Consider the following 18,407-nt stretch of genomic DNA (forward strand, 5'->3'; position numbering starts at 1 on the left):
GGGATGTCCTGCATAACTCCCTGCGGTCTGTGATAGCGCGGCCTCGGGCAGTCCGCTGCGTTGCTTTTCTTGCCAATAGCCCAGCTATTGGCTGCAAAAAGACGCCTTGCGGCCTATCCCGATCCGCACTACCACCGACTCGCGAGGGTTATGCAGGACATCCCTAGCGCTTATTGGATAAGCGCGCGCAGCTATTCTTTAAATAGCAAATGACATCTGCTCCTACCGCTGCATCGCATCCGCCACTGTCTGCGTGGCCGTGATCAGATCGGCGACCAGCCGGGCATCCACATCCAGCAGCCCTTCATACTCGCCCAGGTTGCGAGTGTTGTGGCACTTGTCCAGCACCCGCCACACCTCGGGCCCCAAGCCCAGCGTGTGGGGCAACACCTGGAACACGATGTAGCGGTTGCCAGCGCGGTAGCCCTTGCGGCGCAGCGCGGCCAGACACAGCGCGTGCGCGGCGTTATAGGCCAGGTCAAACCGGCTTTCCAGCGCCAGGCTGGTGTTGCGTGCGTCTGCCAAGCGCGCCAGGCCGGTGCGCAGCAACCCGGCCAACTCCGCTGCGTCTGGGGCCTCGGCTTTGAGCTGCTTGCCTGGGCCGCTCAGGTTATCCAGTGGCTGGGACATGCAACTGCTCCTGTTTGCCGATGAGCCACACCGTGGGCTGCTGTAGCACGCGGGTCACGAATGCATTGTCTTGCTCGATGCGCTTGGCAATTTCTTGCGGCGTATACAGCGTGGGGTTGATGGTGCGGCCCAGCGTTTGCGTGGCGGCTTCCAGCGCGCCAAACAGCTCGCCATAACCCAGGCTGGGGCTGACCACCATCAGGTCCACATCGCTGCGCGCCGTGTCCTGCTGGCGCGCCACCGAGCCATACACAAACGCCTGCTCGATCTGCCCGGCCAGCGGTGCCAGGGCAGCGCGCAGCACATCGGCCACGCCCATGGTCTTGAGCACCAGGCCGCGGAGCTCGGCAAACACCGGCGCATCGGCATTGGCTTGGTAGTGCTTCTGGTTGCCCTGTTTGCTGACTGTCAGCAAGCCTGCTTCGGACAAGCCCGCCAGCTCGCGCTGCACCGCACCCGTACCCGACTGGGCCAGCGCAATCACTTCGTTTGCGTAAAAGCTGCGGTCGGGCGTGCTGAAGAGCACGGCCAACACGCGTTGGCGCACGCGGGGGAAGAGGGCGTCAGCCAGGCTGGTAGCGGTGGATGCAGGGGATTGATTCATACCCATAATGGGGTTAATGATACCCAATTTGGGTTTTCGAGGGGATTTGCTTGAGGCTCTCGCTCAGGAAATGTTGCCAATGGCCTCCACGATGTGCTTCAAGTAGTCCGCCACCCGCGGCGGTTGCACCCGGTTCACACGGCCATCGCCTCGCGCAGCACCTGGTCTCGAAAGCTGGCGGGCAGGCTGTTGGGGGTGAGTACATCCACCTCCATGCCCAGCAGCTGCTTCAGTTCAAACCGGATCGCACCAATGTCCATCAGCGTGGTTTGCGCGGTGGGCTCTACCAACAGGTCAAGGGAACCTCTGCGCGAATCGAGCGGAAAGTGTGCGCTGCGGATCGGGATGGGGTGCTAGGCGCAAAGCACAGCAATAGCCGTAGCTATTGCGAGCATTTGCAACGAAGCAGACCGCCCGAGACCGCAGATGCACACGGCGCGGTGATTCGTGCAGAGGTTCCCTGGGTCGCTGTCGGCCGTGTCGTCCCCATGCAGCGCCGAGCCAAACACTCGCACGCTGCTGACGCGGTGGCGCTGCGCAATCTCGCGGATTTGCGAGCGGTACAGGGAAAGGGCTTCGGAGGGGCGCATGGCTTGGAGTTTAGCGGCGCTGCATGTTTACATGCCAGATTGGCCGATGACGCTTGCGAAGATCGCAAAAGCAGCTCTACTAAAGCTCTGCGCCCGGCTCCGCAAGACCGGAGTGAAATAGGCAAAAGGCAAGACCTGGCTCCAATGCTCGCTCTAATAATAAATCCGGAACTGTGGGTCTGAGTGCTGCAGCGGGAAGGATCGAGAAATCAATTCGTCAATCAAATAATTTCACTGAAAATGTTTTTAAGTTCGCTATTATTCATTTCAATAGCTCGCGGATTGTAATTGAGGGTGTTTACTCCGCCAGATGCTAGAATTGTTTTTGCTTTTCCTCTCAGATTTTCTGCAATGGAGGTTTGAGCCATAAACGGGTCAATTAAACCGAGAATTGCACCAATTAAAATTGCAATCCTTCCGGAAATTCTGTTTGAGTTGAATAGCAATTCATACTCGTTTGCGGTGAATTTAGTTGAAAATTGCTTATCGAGTTCGGGGTTGGATTCGGCGATTTTGTATAGTGCAGATTTAACTGTATTTTCATCGCTCTTGTTGAACCATGCAAGAATTCTTTGGCTCTCATTGTCGTCGTTATTCAGTCGATTCATGATTTAATCCTTTCGTCTTTTTTCATGATCTCTTTTATTGCACTGATGATTGTTGAAAATACATCTTCCTTTGGTGAGGATGCGTTTATTTTAATCGACCTAGCTGGATAATTTGATAGGTATCTCTTATAGTTAAGTGCTGCTTGGTTGAGTTTTTCTTCTCGTTCGTATGAATCTATAGTATTTCTTCTGGATATTCTATCTAAAGAATTTTCCACATCATTGTCGAGATATATGAGAAGATCAGGCAAGGGAAACTCGGAATTTAGAAGTTCTACAAAATCCCAGTCCGCTTCGCTTGCGCAGTGGTAAGCAAAAGATGAAGGTATATATCTTGTACATATAACAGATATGCCTCTGTTCAATGTAGGAATAATCCCTTCTTTGTCATTGTAGAGATGATCATGCCTATCTGCCGCAAACATAAGAGCCATTTGCCTGTCAAATAGCTTTGGATCATCCTGAAATGATACTCTGCGCTTCAACGCGAGGCGAATAGTAGAGCCTATTAGTCCGGTGGAAGGTTCCGCTGTATTTTCTACAGGCAGAGCAAGTTCCCGGAAGTAACTTTCCAGAAGGTGTGCCTGCGTTGTTGTGCCGGACCCGTCTAGGCCTTCCAATACAATAAAAATTGGCTTCATGTCTTATTTATTCCATTTTCCGCAGGATAGACTATCTTCGTTTCTGGAGAAGTAATGACATTTCATCTTATTTTGGCATCCATCACTCCGATTCCCTAGAAAATTCGGATTGGCTATCAAATCTCTGCAGATGCCAATATTTATATTTTCGGGAAGAACTCTGGATCGTGCGTTGTTACTTCGAAATTTACCAGAGGCTATAAAATTTCGATTTGGGTGCCTTTTTGCAGTGTCAATATTGGTCTCCCAGCGGGCATCTAAGATTTCGGCCAAAGTTGGGTAGATCAGCCTTTTTTCGATGTTATAGAGACCTTGCGATAAGTCGACATAGTCGCAGGGGGTGTCCATTAACTCGGCAAGCCTAGTGTCATTTGAATCAATTTGCGCCACTCCAATTTTTGTGGATAGCCGAATTGAGGATTCAATATTGTTGGCTTTTAAGTATTCGACCCATCTGCAAAACTCTTCTAGAGCGAGTTCATAGTTCGAGGAAAAAAATGGATCGAGCAACAAGTTAAATAAGTAACCATGCGCTGCGTGAAGTTGGATGTGCTTGAAACCTGCCTCTATCGATAGTTCGGATGCGCTTCGAAGGTCCGAAAAAAGATCTTTGATATTGTTGTTGTTGATTTTTTTTGCTACCAAAAGATACTCGTCGAGTTTATTTTCTGGACTTTTGTTTTTAAATTCTTTTATTCCTTGATATTCTGTCCAAGTTGAGCTTAATTGTATGCCAGCAATTGCTCCGGAGTTTTGAATTTCGTTAGCTAGTGTCTTCCATTCCGGTGCGCGGCTAATTCTTGCGCAGACACTATTCGTTCCGTGCCCCCGAGGTGTTAGGACATTTCCCACAATGGTGCAGTATAGCCCATTCCCGCTTCGATCTGCGTGGAATTTTATATGCTGCGCAGTCGGAGTTTCATCCCTTACATAGCCGGTATTTACTCCTAAGAAAAAGATGCGTCCCATCGCTTTGCTATAACTTAGAGCGAGAATTTGCAATTGCAATCCATCCCGTAATAACGCTTGAGATAAGATTTATTGCAATGTTAGAAATTACTTCAATGTTGTTATTCTTTGCGATGTTGTAAAAAAGAAGAGCATTTAATAAAAATGCGACTGCAATCGCGGCTAGAATTTTTGTATTCTGTGCTCTTATATTTTTCAGTGCCAATGTGATATGCATTGGTAGAATTGCCGTTGCCTCCGCTTCTTCTGTTTTTACTCTCTTGTCATTTTTTACCTCGGCATGCATCTTTTGCAAATCGGTTCTAATCGGCCATAGTCGGGTTTGATATCCATGTTGGCCTGTATATGCAACGGTGGAGTTGGAGGACAACTGCGTAAAGTGGATTTTTGCTACAGATTGCTCTGTATCGAGAACAATATATTTCTCGCTAGTGTTTGTGGTAACTAGGCCGAGCTGACCAGTAAAGCCAGGATCGGCGTACGTGCTGACGGGTGAAAGGCCGATACTGAATAAACTCCCTTTGCTAATTATGTGCGCCGTCAGGTCGCTTGGGATTTTTAGTGATTCTTCGGTAATGATCACTATTGTGTGTTTAGGCTTTATGATTATCTTGTTGCCATATGGCTTGGCATCAATTTTTACTCCGCCTTCTGTTAAGTCGTAATATGTTGAGCTACATCTAAGTTCATATGATGCCCCCCCCAGTCCGCTTTGATGGAAGGGGGTAATCAAACCTTGATTCCTTGATCGCGAGCGTATTTCTGTGTTTGATAGTATCGTCATCAGGCATTGGTAGTTAAAGGGTGGCTGTCGCCGAACTATTTGCCCCAGCTATCCTTCAACCCCACCGCGAGGTTAAACAGCGGCTTCTCCGCCTTATGGTCAATACGATCCGCCACAAAGTACCCGTGCCGTTCAAACTGAAATTTGTCGTCCGGTTGGGCGTTGGCCAATGAGGGCTCCACGATGGCCGTCACCACCTTCAGGCTGTTCGGGTTCAGGCTCTCGATGAAGTCCTTGCCGCCCGCGTCGGGGTGGGCGTCCAGGAACAGGCGGTCGTACATGCGCACTTCGGCGGTCACGCCATCCTGCACGCCCACCCAGGTGATGGCGGCTTTCACCTTCACGCTGTCGGCGCCGGGGGTGCCGCTCTTGGTGTCGGGCACCACGGTGGCCAGCACTTCGGTGATGACTCCGTCAGCATCCTTGGTGCAGCCGGTGCATTCGATGACGTAGCCGCCCTTCAGGCGCACCTTGTTGCCGGGGAAGAGGCGCTTGTAGCCCTTGGGGGGCACTTCTTCAAAGTCTTCCCGCTCGATCCAGACTTCCTTGCCGATGGTGAAGTGGCGCACGGGGCTCTCCACACCTTCGGGCGGGTGGGGCAGTGCGGGCAGGCTGCAGGGCTCCAGGTGGCCTGCGCCCATCACTTCGTCCCAGTTGGTCAGCACCAGCTTGACGGGGTTGAGCACGGCCATGCCACGGTGGGCCTTCAGCTCCAGGTCTTCGCGCAGGCAGCCTTCCAGGGTGCTGTAGTCGATCCAGCTGTCGGATTTGGTCACGCCAATGCGCTCGGCAAAGGTCTGGATGGAGGCGGGCGTGTAGCCGCGGCGGCGCAGGCCCACGATGGTGGGCATGCGGGGGTCGTCCCAGCCACTCACTTTATGGTCGTACACCAGCTGGGCGAGCTTGCGCTTGCTGGTGATGACGTAGGTGAGGTTCAGGCGCGCAAATTCGTACTGACGGGGGGCGGGCTGGCCAGGAGGCCGCCTTCGGTCAAGCGCTCCAGCAGCCAGTCGTAGAAGGGGCGCTGGTCTTCAAACTCCAGCGTGCACAGGCTGTGGGTGATCTGCTCCAGCGCGTCCTCGATGGGGTGCGCGTAGGTGTACATGGGGTAGATGCACCAGGTGTCACCCGTGTTGTGGTGGGTGGCGCGGCGGATGCGGTAGATGGCCGGGTCGCGCATGTTGATGTTGGGGCTGGCCATGTCGATCTTGGCGCGCAGCACCATCGATCCGTCTTCATGCTGGCCGTCGCGCATTTCGCGGAACTTGGCCAGGTTCTCAAACGGGGTGCGGCTGCGGAAGGGGCTGTCCACGCCGGGCTTGCTGAAGTCGCCCCGGTTGGTGCGGATCTGCTCTACCGTCTGTTCATCCACGTAAGCGTGGCCGGCCTCGATAAGGTATTCGGCCGCGCGGTACATGAAGTCGAAGTAGTCGCTGGCCTGGTAAGGCTTGTCGTTGCCTGGCTGGCTCCAGTCAAAACCCAGCCACTTCACCGAGTCGATGATGCTGTTGACGTATTCGGTGTCTTCTTTTTCGGGGTTGGTGTCGTCAAAGCGCAGGTGGCAGATGCCGCCATAGTCGCGCGCCAGGCCGAAGTTGATGCAGATGCTCTTGGCATGGCCCACGTGCAGGTAGCCGTTGGGCTCGGGCGGGAAGCGGGTGCGGATCTTGGCGGGGTCGGGCTCGCCCTGGGCGTGGTGGGCGGCGTCGCCGGGGCTGCCTGCCCAGCGGCGCGTGGCGTAGGTGCCTTTTTCCAGGTCGTTCTCGATGATCTGGCGCAGGAAGTTGCTGGGCTTGGGGGCCTCAGGGGCGGCAGCGGAGGCAGCGGCGGGGGAGTTGGGGGCAGTGTTGGCAGGGTTTGGGGTGCTCATTGGCCCATTTTAGGGCGCGGTTCCGTGAAGCTTTACGCACGGAAACAAGCTTGTATACGTCCAGACACAACGTAAAGAGACTTTTGTGCCATCCTTTTGGCTAGCTGGTGCGTTATGCACCGGTGAGGTAAGTCCGTTTGGCTGGCTGCCCTCGTTCCAACAGGAGATTTTTCCATGACTCAAACCCGTTCTATCTATGCCCTGGCCGCGTCGGCTGGCGTGGCGCTGGCATTGCTGGCCGGTGCGGGCGCAGCCCAGGCCCGTGACGTCAACTGGTCCGTTGGCATTGGCGTGCCCGGCGTGGTGGTGGGGGCCAGCAATGGTGGCTATTACGCACCTGCCCCGGTGTATGTGGCTCCCCGCCCCATCTACCATGCGCCCCCGCCGCCCGTGTATTACGCGCCTCCCCGCCCGGTGTACTACGCACCCCCTGCGTATTACGCGCCACCTGCCGTTTATTACGGCGGATACGGGCATCGGGGCCATGGCCACCGCCACCACGGCCGTGGGCATGACCGCCACGGTCACCGCTGATCGGCGGCTGACCGCCCCGGTTTTGTAACGAACCTCTTGGGCGCAAAGTCGCGCTCTCAGGCAGCTTCCTGCGAGGGCTGCCTTTTACAGCGGCCCTTCGGGGCCGCTTTTCTTTGGCCGGGCGGTGCATGCAGCGCCGCATAATCGCGCACTCTGGCCTGTCTGTCAGCGTGACAGGCGCAACGCCTTCCGGAGTGCCGCATGTCCGTCAAGAAAACCGTTTTTGTCCTGAATGGCCCCAACCTGAACCTGCTGGGCACGCGCGAGCCCGCCGTCTATGGCGCGGCCACGCTGGCCGATGTGGAAAAGCTGTGCGCGGACGCGTGCGAACGCCACGGTTTTGCGTTGCGCTTTCACCAGAGCAACCATGAAGGCGTGCTGGTGGACTGGATTCACGAGGCGGGCCGCCTGCACGCTGCGGGCGAGCTGGCAGGCGTGGTCATCAACGCCGGGGCGTACACCCACACCAGCATTGCGTTGCACGACGCCATCAAGGGCACGGGCGTCACGCTGATCGAGCTGCACATCAGCAACGTGCATGCCCGCGAGGCTTTCCGCCACCATTCGTACATGGCGGCAGCCGCCAAGGCCGTGATGTGCGGTTTTGGCGTGCTGGGCTATGGCCTGGCCATTGACGGGCTGGCGCAGCTGCTGGCGCAGCAGCCCGCGGCCTGATACGGCGGGCAAGGCGGCAGTACCCATGGCGCCACCGCCGCCCCTGCAGGTGCCTGAGGACGAGGTGGAAATCACCGCCATGCGCGCCCAGGGCGCGGGTGGGCAAAACGTCAACAAGGTATCGAGCGCCGTGCACCTGCGCTTTGACGTGGCGGCTTCGTCGCTGCCGGACGATGTCAAAGAGCGCCTGCTGGCCCTGCGCGACAGCCGCATCACGCAAGAGGGCGTGGTGGTGATCAAGGCCCAGCAGTACCGCAGCCAGGAACAAAACCGCACCGACGCCCTTGTGCGCCTGAACGCCTTGGTCAACACCGTGGCGGTGCCGCCGCGCGTGCGGCGTGCCACCAAGCCCACGTATGGATCGAAACAGCGGCGCCTGGAGGGCAAGACCCAGCGTAGTGAGACCAAGGCGCTGCGCGGCCGGGTGCGCGACGCGGGCTGAGCCAGCGGCCCATTCATTCGCACCATGGCCGGAACAATGCGTCTTCCCTGGGGGGCTTGGTCTGGTGTGCGTTCGGTTCTACAGTCATGGCAGCCCTTGTTGGAGTTGCCATGTCCCCTTCTGCCCACCCCCCTGCCACCGTTCCTGCGCTGTTCGTTTCACACGGTGCGCCCCTGTTTGCGATCGACGCGGGCACGACCGGGCCTGCGCTCACGCAATGGGGCCAGAGCCTCAGGGCGCAGTTTCCGGACCTGCGCGGCGTGGTCATCATGTCGCCGCACTGGATGGCGCGCAGCCCCCAGGTAATGACCGGGCCGCAGCCTGAAACCTGGCACGACTTTGGCGGCTTCCCGCCCGAGTTGTACCAGCTGCAATACCCGGCATCCGGCGCACCGGCACTGGCGCAAGAGGTGCTGGCCTTGCTGCAGGCTGCGGGCGTGCCCGCGCAGGGCGATGCCGCGCGCCCGTTTGACCATGGCGCCTGGGTGCCGCTGATGCACTTGTTCCCTGAGGCCGATGTGCCCGTGGTGCAGGTGGCCCTGCCCGTGGGTGCAGGCCCGGCCGAGGTCTATGCGCTGGGCGCCGCCTTGCGCAGCCTGCGCGCCCAGGGCGTGCTGGTGGTGGGCTCGGGCAGCATGACGCACAACCTGGCTGAGTTCTTCGGCGGTGCCCGCGAGCCCGCGCCCTATGTGCTGGAGTTCAGCCGCTGGATCGAGGATGCCCTGGCCCGTGGCGACATGGCGGCGCTGCTCAACTACCGCAGCCAGGCCCCGCACGCCCACCGCGCGCACCCCACGGAGGACCACTTCCTGCCCATCTTCTTTGCGCTGGGTGCGGCGGGCGACGACCTGCACGCAAACTACTTGAGCCGCGAGGTGATGTACAGCATGCTGTCGATGGATGCGTTTGCCCTGGAGCCTGTGCATTGAGCCCTGGTTTCAGTTTACTCTAGTCAAAACAGCCTCTGGCGCTTTTCTATGCTCACTTTGCCGCTCACTTTTTTGCAGCGCCCCGCTGCCGCCACTACGCCCCGCCCCTGGCTGCTGGTGCTGATGCACGGTGTGGGCAGCAACGAGCAGGACCTGTTCGGCCTGGTACCGCAGATTCCAGAGCGTTTTCATGTGCTGAGCCTGCGCGCACCGTTTCGCATGGGGCCGGGCTCGCATGCGTGGTTTGATTTTTCCATCGAGCCCAGCGGCGAGCGCACCATCAACGAAGCGCAGGAGGCGCAAAGCCGCGCGCTGGTAGCCCAGGCGGTCGAATCGGCGGCCGTGCAACTGGGCATACCGCCCGAGCGCGTGGTGGTGGGCGGCTTCAGCCAGGGCGGCATCATGGCGCTGTCGCTGCTGCTCACCCAGCCCGCGCTGATGCACGCGGCCCTGGTGTGGCACAGCCGGCTTTTGCAGCAGGTGGTGCCGCTCACGGCGCCTGCCGATGCACTGCACGGCAAGCAGCTGTGGCTGAGCCACGGCACGCACGACAACGTGATCCCGCTGGCCCATGCGCAGGCCATTGCGCACCACATGGCGCCGCTGCCGGTGACGGTGACCTACCGCGAATTCCCCAGCGCCCACGAAATCCGCCCGTCCGAGCTGGCGGCTACGGTGGCGTGGCTGGAGTCGCTGTCAACCACGCCGACAGCGTTCTGATCGCGGGTTGGGGCGCGCGGTCTACATCGCGTTACCGGCGTGTTGTCTGGCAGGTTTCCAATCAGGCTGCTCCCCCTGTGGAGCTGAAGGGGAACGCCCGGCGCCGCAGCGGCTCGGACTAGGGCAGTTCCCGATCTGAAGGAGACCCGATGCCCGACCACGAAACCGCCGAGTTCCGCCCCGTGCCACCGCGCACGTCGTCCACCCCCTGGGCCATGGCCGTTGTACTGGCAGGCGCGGTAGCCGCTGCAGCTGCGTGGTGGTTCTGGCTGCGGCCCGCAGAGGCACCGCAGGCGCCACCGCCCGTGGCCGCCGCGCCCGAAGCACCCGTCGCCCCACCCCCGGTGCCCGAGGCGTCGGGCCCCCAGAACCCCGTGGAGGCGCTGGCCCCCGCAGACCCCGCCTTGCCCGCGCTGGCGCAATCCGACCAGCGGGTGGCCGAGCTGCTTACCGAATTGCTGGGCAGCGACAAGGTCGCCACATTCTTGTTGACGGAAGGCTTCGTGCGCCGCGTGGTGGCCACGGTGGACAACCTGGGCCGCGCCCAAGCCCCGTCGCGCATGTGGCCGGTGCAGCCCATGCCGCAGCGCTTTGTGGTGGATGGCGGGGGTGGTGCGCCCACCACGGTGGCCAATGCCAATGCGGCCCGCTACAGCGCCTTTCTGGCCTTTGCCGAAGCCGTGCCGCTGGAGCCTGCCGTGGCCTTGTATGCGCGGCTGTACCCGCTGTTCCAGCAGGCCTATGAAGAGCTGGGCTACCCCCGGCGCTACTTCAACGACCGCCTGGTGGCCGTGCTGGACCATCTGCTGCTGGCGCCCGAACCCAAAAGCCCGCTGCGCGTGAAGCTCACGCCCGTCAACACCGATGTGCCCAACCTGCGCCCGTGGGTGCGCTATGAGTTTGTGGACCCGGCGCTGGAATCGCTCTCCAGCGGGCAGAAGATTCTGGTGCGCATGGGGCCAGCGAACCAGGCGCGCGCGAAAGCGCTGGTCCGTGATCTGCGCAAGCGCGTGGCAACCAGCGAGTTGCAGCTCCCCCAGCGGTGAAGGATGTGAGGGGCTGCTGCGCGCTGGCTACAGCGGCAGTGCCATGGTGCGCTTGACCTCCTTGAGCGAGAAGCTCGTGGAAATCTCGCGCACGCCGGGCAGGCTGCGCACATGGGTGCGCACATAGTCGGCAAACGATGCGAGGTCGGCCGCCACCACCTCCAGCTGGTAGTCATAGCGGCCCGAAAGGTTGTGGCACGACAACACCTGGGGCATCGCCATGACCTCGCGCTCCAGGGCCGATGTGGTGTCAGCCGTGTGGTCGTGCAGCGCCAGCTGCACAAAGCCCAGCACGCCCCAGCCCACACGCTGGCGGTGCAGATGGGCGTGGTAGCCCGCAATCACGCCCGCATCCTCCAGCGCGCGCACGCGCCTCCAGCACGGGGAGGTGGACAGCGAAACCGCCTCGGCCAAGTCGCCCACGGTGGCGCGGCCATCGCGTTGCAGGGCGTTGAGGATCGTGCGGTCCACGGGGTCGAGTGGATGAGGGTGCATGGCAGTGTGTCCTGCTAATTGGGTAATTTGAGGCAAATTTTGCCTTCTTTGATCGTATGAAGGGCAAATAAGGCGAAAACTTACCCGTTGATGGGTTGAAGAATCTCCCTATTCCAAGGAGACCACCATGACCCGCACATCCGCCACCGGCTTCAGCACCCGCGCCATCCACCACGGCTACAACCCGGCCGACCACCAGGGCGCACTGGTGCCGCCCATTCACACCTCGGCCACCTTTGCCTTCCCCGATGTGGCCTATGGCGCGCGCTGCTTTGCGGGCGAGGAGCCCGGCTACTTCTACACCCGCATCGCCAACCCCACGCTGGCGCTGCTGGAGGGGCGCCTGGCCAGCCTGGAGCAGGGCGCAGGCGCCGTGGTGTTCGGCTCGGGCATGGGGGCCATCACGGCCACGCTGTGGTCCATGCTGGAGCCGGGCGATGAAATCCTGGCCGACCTTACGCTGTATGGCTGCACCTTCTCGTTTTTGCACCACGGGCTGGGCCGCTTTGGCGTGAGCGTGCGCCATGTGGACATGACCGACCCGGCCCACGTGGCCGCCGCGTTAAGCCAGAAGACGCGCGTGGTCTACCTGGAAACCCCGGCCAACCCCAACATGCGGCTGGTGGACATTGCCGCCGTTTCGGCCCTGGCCCGCGCCCAGGGCGCCAAGGTGGTGGTGGACAACACCTACTGCACGCCCTACCTGCAGCAGCCCCTGCTGCTGGGTGCCGATGTGAGCGTGCATTCCATGACCAAATACCTCGGCGGCCATGGCGACCTGACCGCAGGCGCCGCCGTGTTTGCCCATGCCGAACTGGCCCAGCGCGTGCGCCTGTACGGCCTGAAAGACATGACGGGTGCTGTGATGTCGGCGCAGGACGCCCACCTGGTGATGCGCGGCCTGAAAACCCTGGCGCTGCGCATGGACCGCCACTGCCAGAGCGCGCAGAAAGTGGCCGAGTTCATCGCCGCCCACCCGGCTGCGGCGGCCGTGCACTACCCCGGCCTGTCCAGCTTTGCCCAGCACACGCTGGCAAAGCAGCAGATGCGCCAGATGGGCGGGATGATCGCTTTTGAGCTGCGTGGTGGCCTGCAGGCGGGCGTGCGCTTCATGGACGCGTTGCAGCTCGTCACCCGCGCCGTGAGCCTGGGCGATGCCGAGACGCTGGCCCAGCACCCGGCCAGCATGACCCATTCCACCTACACGCCCGAGCAGCGTGCCGCCCACGGCATTGCCGAAGGGCTGGTGCGCCTGTCGGTCGGCCTGGAGGACCTGGATGACCTGCTGGCCGATATTGGCCAGGCACTGGACCTGGTGCAGGCGCTGGATTTCAAGGCCGAGCCCACTACGGCGAAGGTTGCGGCAGCGGCAGCGCCGTCTTGTAACGCACCTGCTTGAGCGCGAAGCTGGAGCGGATCTTCTCCAGCCCCGGAATCGGTGACAGCTGTTCGACGATAAAGCGCTCCAGCGCCGCAATGTCGGGCAGTGCCACGCGGATGAGGTAGTCCGAGTCGCCGCTCATCAGGTAGCACTCCATCACCTCATCGTGCTCGGCAATGCGCTGCTCAAAGTCGGCCAGCGCTTCCTTGCTCTGGCTTTTCAGGCTGATGCTGATGAACACGTTCAGTCCCAGGCCCAGTGCGGCGGCGTTGGCCAGCGCTACATAACGGGCGATGACACCCGCAGCCTCCAGTGCCTTCACGCGTGCCAGGCAGGGCGACGGCGAGAGATGCACGCGCCGGGCCAGCTCCACGTTGGAGAGCGAGCCATCGGCCTGCAGTTCGGCGAGTATGCGCAGATCGGTGGTGTCAAGCTTCATGTGCTGCCATATCGGTTTGTGGCGGAATATTGTGCTGCTAAAAGTGATTGATCTTCGTGATTCGGCATCACATTTTTTGCAAATCCTTCTAGAGTGTGCTCCTATGAACGCCCCCTTGCCATCCCACCTGCTTCACTCCCAGGACACCCTGGCCGATATCGACCCCCAGGAGACCGCCGAGTGGCGCGATGCCTTTCTGGCCCTGGTTGCCACCGAAGGCCCCGAGCGGGCGCGGCACATGCTGCAGGAGCTGGTGCGGGTGGCGCGTGCGCAGCGGATTGGCTGGCAGCCCGACCTGAACACGCCCTATGTGAACACCGTGGCGGTGCAGGACCAGCCCGTGTTCCCCGGCGACTTGGCCATCGAGGAGCGCGTGGCTTCCATCGTGCGCTGGAACGCGCTGGCCATGGTGGTGCGCGCGAACCAGGCGTATGGCGAGCTGGGTGGCCACATCGCCAGCTATGCCAGTGCGGCCGACTTGTTCGAGAGCGGCTTTAACCATTTCTTCCGTGCGCGTGAGGGTGTGGGTGAAGGCCAGCACCGGGGCGACCTGGTGTTCTTCCAGCCGCACAGCGCGCCGGGCGTGTACGCGCGGGCGTTCCTGGAGGGGCGCTTGACGGAACTGGACCTGCAGTACTACCGGCAGGAGCTGACCGCACCCGGCGCGGGTGCTCAGGGCCTGTCGAGCTACCCCCACCCCTGGCTCATGCCCGACTTCTGGCAGTTCCCCACGGGCTCCATGGGCATCGGCCCCATCAGCAGCATCTACCACGCGCGCTTCATGCGCTACCTCACGCACCGCAATCTGCTCGACTGCAGCCAGCGCAAGGTGTGGGGCGTGTTTGGTGATGGCGAGATGGACGAGCCCGAAAGCATGAGCGCACTCACGCTGGCCGCGCGTGAGGGGCTCGACAACCTGGTCTGGGTGGTCAACTGCAACCTGCAGCGGCTCGATGGCCCGGTGCGCGGCAACGGCCGCATCATCGACGAGCTGGAGCGCCTGTTCGCGGGTGCGGGCTGGAACGTGGTCAAGCTGGTGTGGGGCAGCGACTGGGACGGCCTGTTCGCCCGCGACCTGACCGGCGCGCTGGTGCGCACGCTGCAAGGCACGGTCGACGGGCAAATGCAGACCTTTGCGGCGAAGGACGGCCGCTTCAACCGCGACAATTTCTTCGGCCAGAGCCCTGAGCTGGCCGCGCTGGCCCAGGGCATGACGGACGAGCAGATCGACCGCTTGAAGCGCGGTGGGCACGACCTGGTGAAGATCCACGCTGCCTACGCTGCTGCCAGCGCGCACAAAGGCCAGCCCACCGTGATCCTCGCGCACACCAAGAAGGGCTACGGCATGGGCACTGCCGGCCAGGGCAAGATGACCACGCACAGCCAGAAGAAGCTGGACGAGACGGACCTCATCGAATTCCGCAACCGTTTCAACCTGCCTTTGAGTGACGAGCAGGCCACGAGCCTCGCCTTCTTCAAGCCCGCCGAAGACAGTGCCGAGATGCAGTACCTGCGCCGGCACCGCCAGGCACTGGGCGGCTACCTGCCCCGGCGCGAAACCACCTGCGCCGCGATGCCCGTGCCCGCCATCGAGAGCTATGCCCAGTTCGCGCTGCAGCCGCAGGCCAAGGAGATGAGCACCACCATGGCCTTTGTGCGCATGCTGGGCACCTTGCTGAAAGACGCCACGCTCGGCCCCCGCATCGTGCCCATCGTGGCCGACGAGGCGCGCACCTTCGGCATGGCCAACCTGTTCAAGCAGGTCGGCATCTACAGCAGCGTGGGCCAGCGCTACGCGCCCGAAGACATCGGCTCGGTGCTGAGCTATCGCGAGGCGCTGGACGGCCAGATTCTGGAAGAGGGCATCAGCGAGGCGGGCGCCATCGCCAGCTGGACGGCCGCCGCCACCAGCTACAGCGTGCACGGCCTGGCCATGCTGCCGTTCTACATCTACTACTCCATGTTCGGCTTCCAGCGCGTGGGCGATGCCATCTGGGCTGCGGCGGACCAGCGTGCGCGGGGCTTCCTCTTGGGCGCGACCTCGGGCCGCACCACGCTGGGCGGCGAGGGTCTGCAGCACCAGGACGGCAGCAGCCACCTGGTCGCAGCCACCATCCCCAACTGCAAGGCCTACGACCCGGCCTACGCGGGCGAGATGGCCGTGATCATCGACGCCGGCATGCGCGAGATGGTGACCGAGCAGCGTGATGTTTTCTACTACGTGACGCTGATGAACGAAAACTACGCCCAGCCCGATCTGCCTGCGGATGCGGCCGAAGGCGTGCTGCGGGGTTGCTATGTTTTCAAGAGCTGCTCGCGCAAGCCAGATCAGCGCGAAAGCCAGATTTCATCCAAATCTGTGACCCTGATGGGCTCGGGCGCGATCCTGACCGAGGTGGTCAAGGCCGCCGAACTGCTGGCCGCTGAAGGTGTGGAGGTCACGGTGCTCAGCGTGACCAGCTGGAGCGAACTGGCGCGCGACGGCGTGGCCTGCGAGCAGCGCGCCCTGGCGGGCCATGCGCAGCCGGGCATACCGTGGTTGACGCAGCAACTTGCAGGAACGCAAGGGCCGGTGATTGCCGCCACCGACTATGTGCGTGCAGTGCCCGAGACGGTGCGCGCCTTCGTGCCCGACGGGCGTCGCTTCATCACGCTGGGCACCGATGGCTTTGGCCGCAGCGATACGCGGGCGGCGCTGCGGCAGTTCTTTGGGGTGGACGCCCAGGCCGTAGCGCGTGCCGCCCGCAGTGCGCTGAAATTTTAAGTATTTTTGGGCTCCAGCGCTTATACAGTAAGCGCTGGCAGCTATTGAAAACGGAGCATTCTGCCCGCCTTGCGCACGTTCAATGTGCCTGTGGATGTACCGGCCGGCTGAAGAACGCATCCAGCACCGGCACCAGCGTCGGGAATTCCTCGCCAAACAGGGGCCGGTTCACAAAATACGCCTCGCAGGCCACCGCAAAAAACTCGGACGGCGACGTGGCGCCATAGGCGTCCAGCCAGGGGCGTTCGGCGCCAAAGCGCTCGGCCAGGATCACGCGCTCGCGGAACTGTTCGTAGGCGGGCTCCCAGGCTGCCCACCATGCCTCGTAGGCCGCGCGGCCGGTGCGGGTGCCCATGAAGCCCGCGGGCAGCGGCGGGCAGCCGTTGGGCTGGCCGTTTTTCATGTCGAGCTTGTGTACGAACTCATGCACCACCACGTTGTGGCCGCGTGCGGTGTTTTCGGTGGCGTTGGCAACATGCTGCCAGCTGAGCATGATGGGGCCGCGCTCCATGGCCTCGCCCAGCAGCACCTGGGTGTGCTCGTGCACCACGCCCGCTTCGTCCATCGTCTGGCGGCGCGCCACGGCTTCGCCGGGGTGCAGCACGATGCCCACAAAGTCGTCATACCAGCCCAGGGCCTTGGCCGGGTCACCCCAGTGCAGCAGGGGCAGGCAGGCCTGCGCGGCGATGTCGATCGCCATCGCATCCGTTACCACCAGGCCATGCGCGCCGTGGAATTCCTTCTGGTCCAGAAACAGGGCGCTGAGCGCCCTGAGCTTGGCCTGGTCGTGCAGGGGCAGGGCCGCCAGGAACGGGTAGCGCTGCAGCGTCTGCAGCCACAGCGTGGCAGAGATGTCGGGCACTGGGGCCACGGTGGCGCGCACGCGGCGCCAGAGGCGGTTGAGCAGGGGGGGCATGCGGATCAAGCTGCGGGGGCAAACCCGGCGCGGTTCAGGATCGACTGCACATGGGGGCCAGGGGCAACCGTTCCAAGCCCGCGCCGGACAAACGCAGTGTTTCCAGCCGCGAGGGCAATGCGGCGGCGTCCCAGTCGCTCAGCACCACGCGTTGCAGGCCGGGGGCCAGCGCATGGTCTGCAGGGCGGTGGGTGTGGCCGTGGATGAGGGTGCGCGCGCCTGCGGCCTGCAGCCATGCGGCGGCGGCGGGCCCGTCCACGTCGGCATACACCGCGCCCGATTGCTTGCGCGCCTCGCTCTCCTGGCGGATGCCCCGCGCCTGCGCCCGGCGCGTGGCCAGGGGCTGGGCCAGAAACTGCTGTTGCCAGGCGGCGCTGCGCGCCTGCAAGCGAAACTGCTGGTACTCCACATCCTGAAGGCACAACAGGTCGCCATGGCTGAGCACGTACCGCTGTCCGCCAAACACCAGCACCGTGGGGTCGGGCAGGCCGGTGATGCCGCAGTGCTGCAGAAATGCCGCGCCCGCCAGAAAGTCGCGGTTGCCGTGCATGAAGTACACGGCCCGGCGCTGCGCGGCGGCCTGCAGGGCGGCGCAGGCCTCTACCTCGAAGCTGCCCGACTCCAGCAGGGCGTCGTCACCCACCCAGACCTCGAACAGGTCGCCCAAGATGAAGAGGGCGTCGGCCGGGGTGCTTTCCAGATACTGCTGGAAGGCGGCCACCGTGGCGGGCTCGCCCGCCTGCAGGTGCAGGTCGGAAATGAAATCGACCGTGCGCCAGTGCGAAGGAGCCACAAGCTCCTCGAACCGGGGCACGGTCGTGGTCACGGTGATCGTTGTCAGATCAGAGGGCAACCGCTTTTTCGATCACCACGTCGTCCTTGGGCACGTCATCGTGGAAGCCCTTGCGGCCCGTCTTCACAGCCTTGATCTTGTCCACCACGTCGGTGCCCGCAACAACCTTGCCGAACACGGCATAGCCCCAGCCCTGGGCCGAGGGGGCGGTGTGGTTCAGGAAGCCGTTGTCGGCCACGTTGATGAAGAACTGCGCGGTGGCCGAGTGCGGGTCGCTGGTGCGGGCCATGGCCACGGTGTAGTTGGCGTTCTTCAGACCGTTGTTGGCTTCGTTTTCGATGGGCGCATCGGTGCCCTTCTGGGTCATGCCGGGCTCAAAGCCGCCGCCTTGCACCATGAAGCCGGGGATCACGCGGTGGAAGATGGTGTTGTTGTAGTGGCCCTTGTTCACGTAGGCCAGGAAGTTCTCGACCGACTTGGGCGCCTTGGCGGCGTCGAGTTCAAGGGTGATGACACCGTATCCGGTGATGTGCAGTTCGACTTGGGGGTTGCTCATGGCGGTGGTTCTTTCAGGGAA

At 61.9% G+C, this 18,407-nt stretch carries 20 protein-coding genes and 1 pseudogene; 8 read left to right on the top strand and 13 right to left on the bottom strand.

The window, feature by feature from the left end:
* Positions 1–222: 222 nt before the first annotated feature.
* The 8 genes and pseudogenes from KYG_RS02635 to KYG_RS02655 all read right to left on the bottom strand — a co-directional run bounded on the left by KYG_RS02635 (position 223) and on the right by KYG_RS02655 (position 6,696).
* A complete protein-coding gene (locus KYG_RS02635; protein ID WP_008903272.1) occupies positions 223–630 on the bottom strand; it encodes a hypothetical protein in 408 nt (135 codons plus the stop codon).
* Positions 611–1,234: a transcriptional regulator gene (locus KYG_RS02640; protein WP_008903273.1), complete on the bottom strand. Its 624-nt coding sequence runs from the start codon at positions 1,232–1,234 to the stop codon at positions 611–613. Before KYG_RS02640 ends, KYG_RS02635 begins: the two co-directional genes overlap by 20 nt.
* 134 nt (positions 1,235–1,368) lie before the next feature.
* Entirely contained in the window at positions 1,369–1,524 is a 156-nt protein-coding gene (locus KYG_RS23510; protein ID WP_008903274.1) for a nucleotidyltransferase family protein, read from the bottom strand.
* Positions 1,525–2,045: 521 nt separating this feature from the next.
* Positions 2,046–2,432, bottom strand: coding sequence for a hypothetical protein (locus KYG_RS24225; RefSeq protein WP_139019277.1), 387 nt, complete (start codon positions 2,430–2,432; stop codon positions 2,046–2,048).
* Positions 2,429–3,073 (bottom strand): dTMP kinase, encoded by a 645-nt coding sequence (gene tmk / locus KYG_RS23520; protein WP_008903276.1) that lies wholly within the window; start codon positions 3,071–3,073, stop codon positions 2,429–2,431. The genes KYG_RS24225 and tmk overlap by 4 nt, the downstream gene beginning before the upstream one ends.
* A gap of 3 nt (positions 3,074–3,076) precedes the next feature.
* On the bottom strand, positions 3,077–4,075 hold the full coding sequence (locus tag KYG_RS23525) for a hypothetical protein (protein ID WP_139019278.1): 999 nt from the start codon (positions 4,073–4,075) through the stop codon (positions 3,077–3,079).
* Positions 4,050–4,775: a hypothetical protein gene (locus tag KYG_RS23530; RefSeq protein ID WP_160165337.1), complete on the bottom strand. Its 726-nt coding sequence runs from the start codon at positions 4,773–4,775 to the stop codon at positions 4,050–4,052. Before KYG_RS23530 ends, KYG_RS23525 begins: the two co-directional genes overlap by 26 nt.
* Positions 4,776–4,861: 86 nt before the next feature.
* Positions 4,862–6,696 (bottom strand): annotated as a pseudogene (locus tag KYG_RS02655) (glutamine--tRNA ligase/YqeY domain fusion protein).
* A gap of 174 nt (positions 6,697–6,870) precedes the next feature.
* Between KYG_RS02655 and KYG_RS02660 the strand changes: the two are divergent.
* From KYG_RS02660 to KYG_RS02685, 6 genes are all read left to right on the top strand, one after another.
* Complete coding sequence (locus KYG_RS02660; protein ID WP_008903277.1) at positions 6,871–7,230, top strand: hypothetical protein; 360 nt, start codon at positions 6,871–6,873, stop codon at positions 7,228–7,230.
* A gap of 201 nt (positions 7,231–7,431) precedes the next feature.
* Positions 7,432–7,905, top strand: coding sequence for a type II 3-dehydroquinate dehydratase (gene aroQ / locus KYG_RS02665; protein ID WP_008903278.1), 474 nt, complete (start codon positions 7,432–7,434; stop codon positions 7,903–7,905).
* 25 nt (positions 7,906–7,930) lie between these two features.
* Positions 7,931–8,347: an alternative ribosome rescue aminoacyl-tRNA hydrolase ArfB gene (gene arfB, locus KYG_RS02670; RefSeq protein WP_008903279.1), complete on the top strand. Its 417-nt coding sequence runs from the start codon at positions 7,931–7,933 to the stop codon at positions 8,345–8,347.
* Positions 8,348–8,457: 110 nt separating this feature from the next.
* Entirely contained in the window at positions 8,458–9,276 is an 819-nt protein-coding gene (locus KYG_RS02675; protein WP_008903280.1) for a class III extradiol ring-cleavage dioxygenase, read from the top strand.
* Positions 9,277–9,324: 48 nt separating this feature from the next.
* Positions 9,325–9,996, top strand: coding sequence for an alpha/beta hydrolase (locus tag KYG_RS02680; protein WP_008903281.1), 672 nt, complete (start codon positions 9,325–9,327; stop codon positions 9,994–9,996).
* A 149-nt stretch (positions 9,997–10,145) separates the two neighbouring features.
* Positions 10,146–11,042 (top strand): DUF3014 domain-containing protein, encoded by an 897-nt coding sequence (locus KYG_RS02685; protein ID WP_008903282.1) that lies wholly within the window; start codon positions 10,146–10,148, stop codon positions 11,040–11,042.
* 27 nt (positions 11,043–11,069) lie between these two features.
* Here the strand turns inward: KYG_RS02685 and KYG_RS02690 are convergent, their stop codons facing one another.
* Positions 11,070–11,537: an Lrp/AsnC family transcriptional regulator gene (locus tag KYG_RS02690; protein ID WP_008903283.1), complete on the bottom strand. Its 468-nt coding sequence runs from the start codon at positions 11,535–11,537 to the stop codon at positions 11,070–11,072.
* Positions 11,538–11,664: 127 nt separating this feature from the next.
* Between KYG_RS02690 and KYG_RS02695 the strand changes: the two genes are divergently transcribed.
* Positions 11,665–12,936 (top strand): methionine gamma-lyase, encoded by a 1,272-nt coding sequence (locus KYG_RS02695; protein WP_008903284.1) that lies wholly within the window; start codon positions 11,665–11,667, stop codon positions 12,934–12,936.
* Here the strand turns inward: KYG_RS02695 and KYG_RS02700 are convergent.
* Positions 12,884–13,357 (bottom strand): Lrp/AsnC family transcriptional regulator, encoded by a 474-nt coding sequence (locus tag KYG_RS02700; protein WP_008903285.1) that lies wholly within the window; start codon positions 13,355–13,357, stop codon positions 12,884–12,886. The two genes, KYG_RS02695 and KYG_RS02700, sit on opposite strands and share 53 nt — an antisense overlap.
* A gap of 103 nt (positions 13,358–13,460) precedes the next feature.
* Here KYG_RS02700 and mdeB point away from each other — a divergent pair, with 103 nt between their 5' ends.
* Positions 13,461–16,121 (top strand): alpha-ketoglutarate dehydrogenase, encoded by a 2,661-nt coding sequence (gene mdeB / locus KYG_RS02705; protein ID WP_008903286.1) that lies wholly within the window; start codon positions 13,461–13,463, stop codon positions 16,119–16,121.
* A gap of 79 nt (positions 16,122–16,200) precedes the next feature.
* Here the strand turns inward: mdeB and KYG_RS02710 are convergent, their stop codons facing one another.
* The 3 genes from KYG_RS02710 to KYG_RS02720 are packed head-to-tail and all read right to left on the bottom strand — an operon-like array spanning position 16,201 to position 18,386.
* Positions 16,201–17,037, bottom strand: a complete 837-nt coding sequence (locus KYG_RS02710) for a zinc-dependent peptidase (protein WP_008903287.1) — start codon at positions 17,035–17,037, stop codon at positions 16,201–16,203.
* 34 nt (positions 17,038–17,071) lie between these two features.
* Positions 17,072–17,863 carry a UDP-2,3-diacylglucosamine diphosphatase gene (locus tag KYG_RS02715; protein ID WP_034692853.1) on the bottom strand — a complete coding sequence of 264 codons (792 nt, stop codon included), beginning with the start codon at positions 17,861–17,863 and terminating at the stop codon, positions 17,072–17,074.
* Positions 17,864–17,879: 16 nt separating this feature from the next.
* Positions 17,880–18,386, bottom strand: a complete 507-nt coding sequence (locus KYG_RS02720; protein WP_008903289.1) for a peptidylprolyl isomerase — start codon at positions 18,384–18,386, stop codon at positions 17,880–17,882.
* Positions 18,387–18,407: the final 21 nt, after the last annotated feature.

This window comes from Acidovorax sp. NO-1 (genome assembly GCF_000238595.1).
In the GTDB taxonomy this organism is placed as follows: domain Bacteria; phylum Pseudomonadota; class Gammaproteobacteria; order Burkholderiales; family Burkholderiaceae_C; genus Acidovorax.